Below are 10,861 nucleotides of genomic sequence, written 5' to 3'. Positions count from 1 at the left end.
TATCAACTGGACTTATTTTACCGTATTGGATGGGCTTGCCCATCCGTTATATTCAAAAAAGTACGGAAATCTATATAAAATAAAAATTAAAGGGGATTCTCTAGATGCACAGGCAATGAATGATTTAGCAATGCCTGTGAAGTATATTATTAGTCATGAAATAAATGGAAAAATAAGAATTGAAATAAAAGCAAAAATAATCAAAGATTTAGCAACTATTGTTGTTTTTGAATATATTATATATCTTCTTTTAAAATATAGTGATTGTTCAGTATCTATTAGATTTAGACCTAGTGTTATAAAATACTCTCAAAGTTATATAGATGGATCCATAGTTGGTGACTTTATAAATTCAAATCAAAGTTTTATTTTGAAACGTAAAGATTACATACATAATTTTGAATCAGAAGCTCCTTATACGAATCTTCATAGATATAGAAAGTTGATTAAAAATGATAAGAATGTAAATAAAAAAATAAACAATGTTTCAACTGATGCTTATAATTTTTTACAAAGTCAATTGAAAGATGAAGTGTATATAGAAGACTGTGTAGAAGTAATTGGAGAATTATGCTCTAATGCTACAGAACATACAAAAGAAGATTGCATTTTAACTATAGAATGTGGCTATGGACTAGATAAAAAAAGACAAAAGAAAAACATTTTATCAATTGTGGTTTCAAATGTATCTGTAAATTTGTTTTATCAGAATATTTTACAGGCTAGTCAGCAAGGAAGGATTAAAGTTAAATATTTGGATAAAGCAAAACAAAATCATAAAAACCATTTTGGGGAAATTGTATCTGACAAGTATTTTATAAGATATGATGAAGAATATTTTTATATGGTTTCTGCGTTTCAGAAGGGTGTATCATCAAGACTAGATCAATCGGATACAGGAGGAACTGGGCTGTTAAAAATAATTTATAACATTTTAGGTAAGACAGAAAATAATTTTTGTTATATACTAACAGGTAATAAAGTGTTGTTTTTAATAGAAAAATTTATTCAACCAAAAGACGAAACTTTTATCGGATTTAATGAAGAAAATGATTATTTATCTGCAATCCCTGCTGAAGAGTCGTTAGGAAAATCAGATATGTCGTTTGGAGGAACTATTTTTTCTTTGAATTTAATAACAAGCAAGGAGAAAAATGATGAATAAAATTAATTTATATTTTGATAAATCTCTTTCTCATATAGCAGGAAATCCCTATGGGCAAGAAGTATATTTAAAACAAATAAAAGATCAGTTAAAATTAGATGAAGAGAATGAAATATATTTTCCTATTCAGATAAAAGGCGTTTCAATTTCTTTTATTCAAGGATTGATAAAAGATTTGGTAAATAAATATGGAAAAGAAAAAGTTCTACAACTTATTACTTTGAAGTCTGATAACGAAATGTTACAAGAACGATTAAATAGAAATATTAAATTTTAGAGGATCATTATCGAATGAATTTAATTAAGTTTAAAACGATTGAATATGTGGTGAATACTATTGGCAATACTCAAAAATTTGGTTTAGATTCTATGATTGCTATTATGTCGTTTATTGTTTCTGTGTTTGCTTTGTATACTACAAGAAAAATTTATAGAGTTGATGAAACAAAAAATTTGTATAAGGAAGTATTTGAAGATGATTTATTAAAGCAATTCCCCGAAAAAATATACCATCTTTTAGAAGAATGCTCGTATGATAATTATGATGATTGCATAGATTCTTTATCTCAAGTAAAAGAAAAATTATATTTTTTCCAACTATATAATCCTTCGCTTTATATGGAATTGAAGAATGATATTATAGCTATAAATGAAAATATAGAATTATTAATGCAAAATTGTAATGCTCTAGATGAATTTAGTTACTATAAATCATGTGTTCAATATAAAGTGCATAAATTCTACAATTCAGTATATCAGTTGTCCTTTATTAAAATTTTGTATTATGACTTTTTAAATAAACACTCTTTAAGAAAAGAGAAGAAAAAAATGGAAAAATTAATTAGGTGATGCATGAAGTTTCACTGTTTATCAAAAAAGTGATATGTTGGTATAATCCAAAAGCTTTAGGGAGTCTATGACTTTTTTACTAGAAATCAAATCAATCATAAAATGGCCCTAGACAACAGTTGTCTGGGGCCATAAGCAATTATAAAGCAATCTGCCAAACACTTCACATCGATTTTTTAGAGAACGACTTTGTAAAACACTATTTATGTTTATTGCGTCTTTTTTTATTAAAAGTTTGAATAGGATGAGCTTTGTCATATAGTGTATTACATTTTAATACTAACTCATTCATTTCCCTGTTTTTTTCTGTTACTATCATTTCCATATCCACATAAGTTAGTGGTTGTACGAGGTACTTAATAGAAACATTGTTTGTAATTTTAGAATAAATTGTATAATTTGAATCACTAGTCAGAAAGTAGTCAAATGAGCTATCTTTATGGATACTATTACTAGTTACATTGGCTAAATTTAGTTTCTTGTCATCGACTATGATTTCTACCAGTTTACATTTACAAGGTTTCTTTGCTGGATCAAATCTAAAATATTCATTACTAGAAATATTGAAATGTCTTTCTATTGTGTAGCCATTTGTGATAGGCCAAGAGTAACTGTTATTTTCATTTAATTCATTTGTTTCGTCTGTGTAATAGAATTGTGATTCATTTAGATAGTCTGTATGAATATATGGAGTAAATGGCATCATTTCAGAATAAGTTTGAATTCGAATGTTTTCTAGTTCATTGTATGGCTTTAAAGATTTGAATTCATTACTTGTATGATTTGTAACGATTTGCAACATCGAATTGAATGTTTTGGTTAAAGAAAAGTTTTCTTGGGCATATTCATTCAAGTAAGATAAATTACTTAAATTATTTTCATAATTGTTTATGATATCTTGAAAGATTTCTTGTGTTTGTTTTTTATTAAATCCTCTGCCTGAGAAGTTAAAGTCTTGAGCTTTCTGGATGTTTTCTTTGGTAATATATCCGGGGCCACCAAAGTGATCATATACGTATACTGGAATTCTTGCGGCAAAGCATTGCTGTACAGTTCTACCAATAGTAATGACTAAATCAAATTTGGATAGGATTGTAGGTGTTACTAGCGTAGGTGTGTTACCAGCACCGATAATTTGAACAGTATATTCATTTAATTGTTCTTTTAATGCATATAGTTCTTCTGGAACGTGATTTGAAATAATTGCGATATTTTTTAAAGTATAAGTGTTTCTTTTTGGTAATGAAAAGAAGTTATCAGATACTGAGTTTTTAAAGACGTAGATATTATCCGTAAGATTTGAAATGGATTCTTTACATTCTTGACTGACTACAGAAATTAAGTCTGCTGTTTTATATTCGTCTGGCAGTGTTTCAAAACCGTTAAAAGAAGAAAGTTTTGAAATGATGAGATGTTTATATTGAATATGATAGTGAGTTTTCAAATAGTCTAATGTAGGGTAGTGTTGAATGAATAAAATATCGAATTTTGTATTATCTAGAGATTTGTCTGATAATTCAACAACTTTAAAGTTTTCGCATTCAGCTAATAAGGGATAGCTTTTAGAAAATACAGCTATAGTAACGTCATAATTGTTTTTTTTGAATTCATTGGCTATGTCTATAACGTGAAGTTCAGAACCTGTGTATTTTTGTAAATAAAGATTTGTGATTAGTACCGTTTTCATGTTGTATACCTCGTAATTACATTCTAGCTTAAAACAATTTTTTGTACAATTATTCTTGACCCTGACGTTATGTTAGGGTTTATTTTATATGTGTGATATAATTGATTTAATTATGGAGGATCTATTATGAAAGGTATTATTTTAGCTGGTGGTAGTGGTACTCGTTTGTATCCTTTGACTAAGGTGACTAGTAAACAATTACTTCCTATTTATGACAAGCCTATGATTTATTATCCTATGTCTATTTTAATGCAGGCTGGGATTCGTGAGATTTTAATTATTTCAACTCCGGATGATACACCTCGTTTTAAAGAGCTATTGGGTGATGGTCATCAATTTGGTATTGAGCTTTCTTATAAGGTTCAGCCAAGTCCAGATGGACTTGCCCAAGCGTTTATTTTGGGTGAAGAGTTCATTGGTAATGATAGTTGTGCGATGATTTTGGGTGATAATATTTTCCATGGTCATGGTTTGACGAAACGTCTTCGTGCAGCGGCTGAAAATGAAGTTGGGGCTACCGTATTTGGTTATTATGTAGAGGATCCTGAACGTTTTGGCGTTGTAGAATTTGATTCTGAGGGTAAGGCGATTAGTCTTGAAGAAAAACCTTTACATCCTAAGTCAAATTATGCGGTAACTGGATTGTATTTCTATGATAATAAAGTGGTTGAGTATGCGAAGAATTTAAAGCCGAGTGCTCGTGGTGAATTGGAAATCACAGATTTGAACCGTATTTATTTAGAGAATGGTGAATTGAATGTCACTTTACTTGGCGATGGATTTACTTGGTTGGATACGGGTACGCATGAGTCTTTAGTGGATGCGACAAATTTTGTGAAGACAATTGAGGAGCACCAGCATCGTAAGATTGCGTGTCTTGAAGAGATTGCGTATGACAATGGTTGGATTGGTGATGAAGAATTGGCAGCTACGTATGAAATTTATAAGAAGAATCAGTATGGTGCTTATTTGAAGAAGATCATGGATCGTAAGTATATTAAGTAATTGGGGGGTATAGTGATGAAGGTAACTGAAACAAAGATTCCTGGAGTATTGATTATTGATACGGATGTATTTGGTGATCATAGAGGGTATTTTACGGAGACGTATTCGAAGCCTAAATATGAGAAGATGGGTATTACAGTAGATTTTGTACAGGACAATATGTCTTTTAGTGCTCAAAAGGGTACGCTTCGTGGTTTGCACTGGCAAAATCCGCCTTATGCACAGAGTAAATTGGTTTCTTGTACGAAGGGTACAGTCATTGATGTGGCTGTGGATATTCGTAAGGGAAGTCCAACATTTGGTCAATGGGTAAGTGTTGAATTGAGTGAAGAGAATCATAGACAGTTCTTTATTCCTCAGGGATTTGCGCATGGATTCTTAACTTTAACGGATAATGTTGAGTTTAGATATAAGGTCGATAATGTATACAACAAGGAATCTGAGGGTGGTATGCGTTATGATGATCCGACTTGTAATGTAGATTGGGGTTCATTGTTAAATGGTATTGAGCCTGTATTGAGTGAAAAAGATCAGATTGGTCCTACTTTAGAGGAATCGAATAATCAATTTGTATATGAAGGAGAATAAAAGAATGAAAATTTTAGTAACGGGTGGTGCTGGTTTCATTGGTGGAAACTTTGTACATTATATGGTAAATAAATATCCTGAGGATATGATTGTAAACTTGGATAAATTGACGTATGCAGGTAACTTAGAGACTTGTAAGCCTGTAGAAGATAAGCCTAACTATAAGTTTATCAAGGGTGATATTGCAGATCGTGAATTTATCATGGATTTGTTTGAAAAAGAAAAGTTTGATGTCGTTGTCAACTTTGCGGCTGAAAGTCATGTTGACCGTAGTATTGAAGATCCTGAAATCTTTGTAAAAACGAATGTTATGGGTACAACAACATTATTAGATGCTTGTGTTAAGTATGGTATTCAAAGATATCACCAAGTATCTACAGACGAAGTATATGGTGATTTACCATTAGACCGTCCTGACTTGTTCTTTACTGAAAACACTCCACTTCACACTTCAAGTCCTTATTCAAGTGCGAAGGCAAGTGCTGACTTGTTTGTACTTGCATACCACAGAACGTATGGTTTGCCAGTAACAATTAGTCGTTGTTCAAATAACTATGGTCCTTATCATTTCCCAGAAAAATTAATTCCATTAATTATTTCTCGTGCATTAAATGATGAAACAATTCCAGTATATGGAACTGGTGAAAACGTACGTGACTGGTTACATGTATATGATCACTGTGTAGCTATCGACTTAATTGTTCGTAAGGGACGTGTTGGTGAAGTTTATAATGTAGGTGGCCACAACGAAAGAACAAACTTAGAAGTTGTGAAGACTGTATTACATGCATTAAACAAACCTGAAAGCTTAATTACTTATGTTACAGATAGAAAAGGTCATGACATGCGTTATGCGATTGATCCTACGAAGTTGGAAACAGAACTTGGATGGAAACCAAAATATACATTTGATACAGGTATTCCAATGACAATCCAATGGTATTTAGACAATAAAGAATGGTGGGAAAACATCATTAGTGGTGAATACCAAAACTATTTTGAAAAGATGTATGTAGAAAAAGGAAGAGCTAAGGAATAATCTTTAGCTTTTCTTCTTAAATGAAAGGAAGGTTTTCTTATGAAGATTTTTGTGACAGGTGTGGCTGGACAATTAGGTCATGATGTAATGAATGAATTGGCTTCTAGAGGATATGTTGGTGTAGGTACAGACTTAGCTGAAAGCTATAGTGGTATTCAGGATGGTTCTTATGTAACTACAGCTGAATATGTATCTTTGGATATCACAAACAAAGAAGCTGTAATGAATACAATTAAAACAGTGAATCCAGATGTCGTTGTGCACTGTGCAGCATGGACTGCGGTAGATTTAGCAGAGGATGAAGATAAACAGGCTAAGGTAAAAGCTATTAATGTGGATGGAACACAAAATATTGCGGATGCTTGTAAAGAAGTAGATGCGAAGATGGTCTATATTTCTACTGATTATGTATTTGATGGACAAGGAACAGAGCCTTGGCAACCGGATTGTAAGGATTATAAACCGTTGAATGTATATGGTCAGACTAAGCTTGGTGGAGAACTAGCTGTTTCAAATACGTTATCTAAGTATTTTATTGTTCGTATTGCGTGGGTATTTGGAAAGAATGGAAATAACTTTATTAAGACCATGTTAAATGTGGGAAAGAAATTTGATACATTACGAGTTGTAAATGATCAAATTGGAACTCCAACTTATACATTTGACTTAGCCAGATTATTAGTAGACATGATTGAAACCGATAAATATGGCTACTATCATGCGACTAATGAAGGTGGATATATAAGCTGGTATGATTTTGCGTGTGAAATCTTTAAACAAGCTGGATATACAACGAAAGTAAATCCTGTAACGACAGAAGAGTATGGTTTATCAAAGGCTGCAAGACCATTTAATTCTCGTTTGGAGAAATCTAAACTCGTAGAAAATGGATTTAAAGCATTACCTACTTGGCAGGATGCATTGGCACGTTATTTGAAAGAAATTGATGGATAACAATGAACAAACAATTTTTGTCTAGAGATGATGTGACTTTTTTAAAAGCAGTTGCGATTGTTTTAATGGTGTTTCATCATTTCTGGGCTTTCCCTATATGGTTTGCAGGAAAGAGCGACATTCATTATTGGATAATAAATAATTGGAATGTTTGTGAATCTTTTGGGCAATTTGCCAAAATTTGTGTTTCAATTTTTGCGTTTATTACAGGTTATACTATGTATTACAACTCAGATAAATATAAGAGTATAAAGTATCGTTTTGATAAAGTAAAAAATTTGTTTATAAACTATTGGATCATAGCATTGTTGTTTTTAATTGTTGGATTTGTATTAAATGAGTTACCTCCATACAGACAAATATTATTTAACATGTTTGGCCTACATTTGACTATGATGGATGGTAAAGTTTGCGTTAGTTTTGCATGGTATGTATTTTTCTATTTTATCATTATGGCACTAGCGGGTTTGATTATTAAAATAAAAAAATCAAAATTATGGCTTTTTCAAATTATATTCATTTTTTTAGTTTCAGGTTATTTATATAATAAAAATTTAGATTTGCTTCTACGAACAGGAAGAGAAATATTTATTATTATTAACAACTGTGATTTATTTTTCTATGTTGGTGTTGTATTAGTTGGTTACATTATTGCAGTAAATCATGTGTTTGAAAAACTAGAAACAAGTTTATCTGCATATAATAAATACATAATTAATTTTATAGTAGCTTTAGTATTAGTCTTAATAATCATTATTCGTTCTAAATATGGATGGTATAGAGGATATTTCCTTGAAACATTAATGATTTCAGTGTTTATATTCAGTTTGATTTATATAACACGAAAAGTAAATAAAAAAGCAAAGACAATTTCAATACTTTCAAAACACAGTATGAACATTTGGTTTTTACATTCTATGTTTTTTACTGGAGAATGTCGATTACAATGGATAGCGTGTTTACCAAAGAATGCTTTATTGATTGTTATATGGACTTTATGCCTTTGTACAATCTTAAGCGTGCTTTTTGAAAAAGCTAAATTAATTTTTATACAAAAAATAAATTTTGTTCAAAAGTAAGCCTTATTTTAAGGCTTTTTTATGTTATACTTTACAAGTGTAAAATTTAAGTTAAAGGATGGTCAAACTATGAAAAGACGAAGAATAATTTCCGTATTAACAGTTTTACTAGTGTTTCTAGGCTTATTGTTAGTTAAAGTTGCTGAATGGGTACCTTTAACTTTTGGGGATATTCCTTTTGAACAAGTATTATTCCATATGATGGTGCCTATGCAAGGCACAGACACTTCTTTTTTGTCTAGTTTTATAGATTATTGTTTACCTATTCCGAGTATTGTATCAGGCATTTTATTAATTTGTTGCATTATTAAAGATTGGAAAATTAGTAGTGATATAAAACATGGAGAATTTAAACATGTACGTAATAACGTTTTAATAATTATTACGACAGTAGCTTGTTTATTTATATATGGATTTGGAATAACAGATTGTATCTATGCTGTTGGTATAGATCAATATTGGTATAATGTTTCCCACCCATCTAAATTATATGAAGAATATTATGTGAATCCAGAAAATGTTAAGTATACATTTCCTGAACAAAAAAGAAATTTAATTTATATTTTCATGGAATCCATGGAAACAACTTATGAAGATTTGGAACATGGTGGAGCGTTTGAAGAATCAAGGATTCCTGAGCTTACAGAATTAGCTGACAATAATTTAACGTTCGCAAATGGAAACAATGATAACAATGGCTTCTTGGTACCTTCAATGTCTGGATGGACAGTTGCAGCTATGGTTGGACAAACAAGTGGTGTGCCATTAAATATTCCAGTGGAAGGTAATGAATATATTAGTGATAAAAGTTTTTTACCGGGAACTTACTCTATAGGTCAAATACTTGAAAAAAATGGATATAAGAATGAGTTGTTACTTGGCTCAGATGCTGCTTTTGGTGGTAGAAAGTATTATTTTGAACAGCATGGTAATTACAATATTGTCGATTACAATACGGCTATTGAAAAAGGCTGGATTGATAAAGATTATAGAGAATGGTGGGGTTTTGAAGACATTAAGCTGTTTGAATACGCTAAGAATGAGTTAACTGAACTTGCATCATCCAATCAACCATTTAATTTCACTATGTTGACTGCTGATACGCATTTTATTGCAGGATATGAATGTAGTGAATGCATAGATTTATATGGAGATAGATATTCTAATGTAATCCGTTGTTCTAGTAAACATGTTACTGAATTAGTACAATGGATACAAGAACAGCCTTGGTATGAAAATACGACAATAGTATTGGCTGGAGATCATAAGAGTATGGATCCAGATTGGTTTAAGGATATTGAAGAGTCTGGATATAATCGTAAGTGTTATTATGCAATTATTAATTCGGCTGCAACGCCAACAACACAAAATTCACGTAAAATTACGACATATGATTTATTCCCAACTACATTGGCAAGTCTTGGTGTTACGTTTAACTCGGATAGACTTGGATTAGGTACAAATCTATATACTGAAACTCCAACTTTAGTTGAAAAGCTTGGTTTCAAAAAGTTTGATAAGGAATTGACTCGTCATTCGAATTATTATGATAAATATATTTTATATGGAAAGGGGAAGGATTAGTGGTGAGAAAGAAAGTATTGCTATTAATCAATCCAAATTCTGGCAAGAAAAACTCGAAGGGTCAATTGTTAGATGTGTTAAATGAATTCTCATCTCATAATTATCAAATGGAAGTATATGTATCTCAAAAACAGATGGATATTTGTCACTTTATTGAAGAGTATGGTGAAAAGTATGATGTTGTAGCTGTATTTGGTGGGGATGGTACATTGAATGAGGCTACAAATGGTTTGATGAAGTTAGAACATAAGCCAATCATTTCTTACTTTCCCACGGGTACTATGAATGATTTTGGAACAAACTTTGGTCTTACTAATGATATGTTGCAATGCGCAAAGATTGCTTGTAAAGAAAATGTAGAGTCTTTTGATGTGGGTAAGATGAATTCTCGTTACTTTAATTATGTGGCTGGTTTTGGAGCGTTTTGTAATGTGAGTTATGAAACAAAGCAGGAATTAAAGAAGCAATTAGGGAATATGGCTTATATAATTAAGGCTTTGCATGAAATACCGAACTTACATCCGTATCATGTAAAGATGAATATGGATGGCAAGAAATTTGAAAAGGATTTAATGTTTGGATTGATCATTAATGGGAATCGTGTTGCTGGATTTGAAATGGTTCAGCAAGATGATAATACATTTAAGGATGGTGTATTTGATATTATATTGGTAGAACATACGCCTAATTTATTAGAGTTATATAATTATCCTTTAGGAGTATTGCATCCTGAATTAAACATGAAGTATGTAGAGAGATATAGAGCTAAATCCATTACGATTGAATCCACTGAAAAATTGGCTTGGACGTTAGATGGTGAAGAAGGAGAGTCAACATTAGTTGCTCATATAGACAATTATCCAAGAACTTTACAGATATATGCAAACGAAAGAGACTGATTTCTCTTTCTT

Annotated in this window: 11 protein-coding genes; 10 read left to right on the top strand and 1 reads right to left on the bottom strand. The window is 31.2% G+C overall.

Annotated features, from left to right (window positions below):
- From NE544_RS04810 to NE544_RS04800, 3 genes are all read left to right on the top strand, one after another.
- Positions 1–1,165: hypothetical protein (locus NE544_RS04810; protein WP_256268529.1), on the top strand; the 1,165-nt coding region annotated here is incomplete at its 5' end.
- The gene (locus NE544_RS04805; RefSeq protein ID WP_256268528.1) at positions 1,158–1,442 is read left to right on the top strand and encodes a hypothetical protein; all 285 of its coding nucleotides are present in this window, start codon (positions 1,158–1,160) and stop codon (positions 1,440–1,442) included. The genes NE544_RS04810 and NE544_RS04805, both read left to right, overlap by 8 nt.
- 14 nt (positions 1,443–1,456) lie before the next feature.
- Positions 1,457–2,014: a hypothetical protein gene (locus NE544_RS04800; protein ID WP_256268527.1), complete on the top strand. Its 558-nt coding sequence runs from the start codon at positions 1,457–1,459 to the stop codon at positions 2,012–2,014.
- Between the two features lie 199 nt (positions 2,015–2,213).
- Here the strand turns inward: NE544_RS04800 and NE544_RS04795 are convergent, their stop codons facing one another.
- The gene (locus NE544_RS04795) at positions 2,214–3,701 is read right to left on the bottom strand and encodes a hypothetical protein (RefSeq protein WP_256268526.1); all 1,488 of its coding nucleotides are present in this window, start codon (positions 3,699–3,701) and stop codon (positions 2,214–2,216) included.
- A 126-nt stretch (positions 3,702–3,827) separates the two neighbouring features.
- Here NE544_RS04795 and rfbA point away from each other — a divergent pair, with 126 nt between their 5' ends.
- From rfbA to NE544_RS04760, 7 genes are all read left to right on the top strand, one after another.
- Complete coding sequence (gene rfbA / locus NE544_RS04790) at positions 3,828–4,706, top strand: glucose-1-phosphate thymidylyltransferase RfbA (RefSeq protein ID WP_256268525.1); 879 nt, start codon at positions 3,828–3,830, stop codon at positions 4,704–4,706.
- Positions 4,707–4,721: 15 nt separating this feature from the next.
- A complete protein-coding gene (rfbC, locus tag NE544_RS04785; RefSeq protein ID WP_117924449.1) occupies positions 4,722–5,294 on the top strand; it encodes a dTDP-4-dehydrorhamnose 3,5-epimerase in 573 nt (190 codons plus the stop codon).
- Positions 5,295–5,298: 4 nt separating this feature from the next.
- Positions 5,299–6,333 carry a dTDP-glucose 4,6-dehydratase gene (gene rfbB, locus NE544_RS04780; RefSeq protein ID WP_117571150.1) on the top strand — a complete coding sequence of 345 codons (1,035 nt, stop codon included), beginning with the start codon at positions 5,299–5,301 and terminating at the stop codon, positions 6,331–6,333.
- A gap of 39 nt (positions 6,334–6,372) precedes the next feature.
- Entirely contained in the window at positions 6,373–7,287 is a 915-nt protein-coding gene (rfbD, locus tag NE544_RS04775; RefSeq protein ID WP_256268524.1) for a dTDP-4-dehydrorhamnose reductase, read from the top strand.
- Positions 7,288–7,289: 2 nt separating this feature from the next.
- Complete coding sequence (locus tag NE544_RS04770) at positions 7,290–8,366, top strand: acyltransferase (RefSeq protein ID WP_256268523.1); 1,077 nt, start codon at positions 7,290–7,292, stop codon at positions 8,364–8,366.
- Positions 8,367–8,435: 69 nt separating this feature from the next.
- The gene (locus NE544_RS04765) at positions 8,436–9,950 is read left to right on the top strand and encodes an LTA synthase family protein (protein ID WP_256268522.1); all 1,515 of its coding nucleotides are present in this window, start codon (positions 8,436–8,438) and stop codon (positions 9,948–9,950) included.
- Positions 9,951–9,952: 2 nt separating this feature from the next.
- Entirely contained in the window at positions 9,953–10,849 is an 897-nt protein-coding gene (locus tag NE544_RS04760; protein ID WP_256268521.1) for a diacylglycerol kinase family protein, read from the top strand.
- The last annotated feature ends 12 nt before the right edge of the window (positions 10,850–10,861 follow it).

It is taken from the genome of Holdemanella sp. MSK.7.32, from assembly GCF_024460475.1.
Lineage (GTDB): Bacteria > Bacillota_I > Bacilli_A > Erysipelotrichales > Erysipelotrichaceae > Holdemanella.
Note: the sequence above shows the minus strand (reverse complement) of the source record. Positions and strands in the feature narration are given on the sequence as shown.

Excerpts from the sequence above, each read along its gene's own strand:
- NE544_RS04800 (WP_256268527.1), top strand. The coding sequence starts at position 1,457 with ATGAATTTAATTAAGTTTAAAACGATTGAATATGTGGTGAATACTATT.
- rfbC (WP_117924449.1), top strand. The coding sequence starts at position 4,722 with ATGAAGGTAACTGAAACAAAGATTCCTGGAGTATTGATTATTGATACG.
- NE544_RS04795 (WP_256268526.1), bottom strand. The coding sequence starts at position 3,701 with ATGAAAACGGTACTAATCACAAATCTTTATTTACAAAAATACACAGGT.
- NE544_RS04765 (WP_256268522.1), top strand. The coding sequence starts at position 8,436 with ATGAAAAGACGAAGAATAATTTCCGTATTAACAGTTTTACTAGTGTTT.
- NE544_RS04805 (WP_256268528.1), top strand. The coding sequence starts at position 1,158 with ATGAATAAAATTAATTTATATTTTGATAAATCTCTTTCTCATATAGCA.
- rfbD (WP_256268524.1), top strand. The coding sequence starts at position 6,373 with ATGAAGATTTTTGTGACAGGTGTGGCTGGACAATTAGGTCATGATGTA.
- NE544_RS04770 (WP_256268523.1), top strand. The coding sequence starts at position 7,290 with ATGAACAAACAATTTTTGTCTAGAGATGATGTGACTTTTTTAAAAGCA.
- rfbA (WP_256268525.1), top strand. The coding sequence starts at position 3,828 with ATGAAAGGTATTATTTTAGCTGGTGGTAGTGGTACTCGTTTGTATCCT.
- rfbB (WP_117571150.1), top strand. The coding sequence starts at position 5,299 with ATGAAAATTTTAGTAACGGGTGGTGCTGGTTTCATTGGTGGAAACTTT.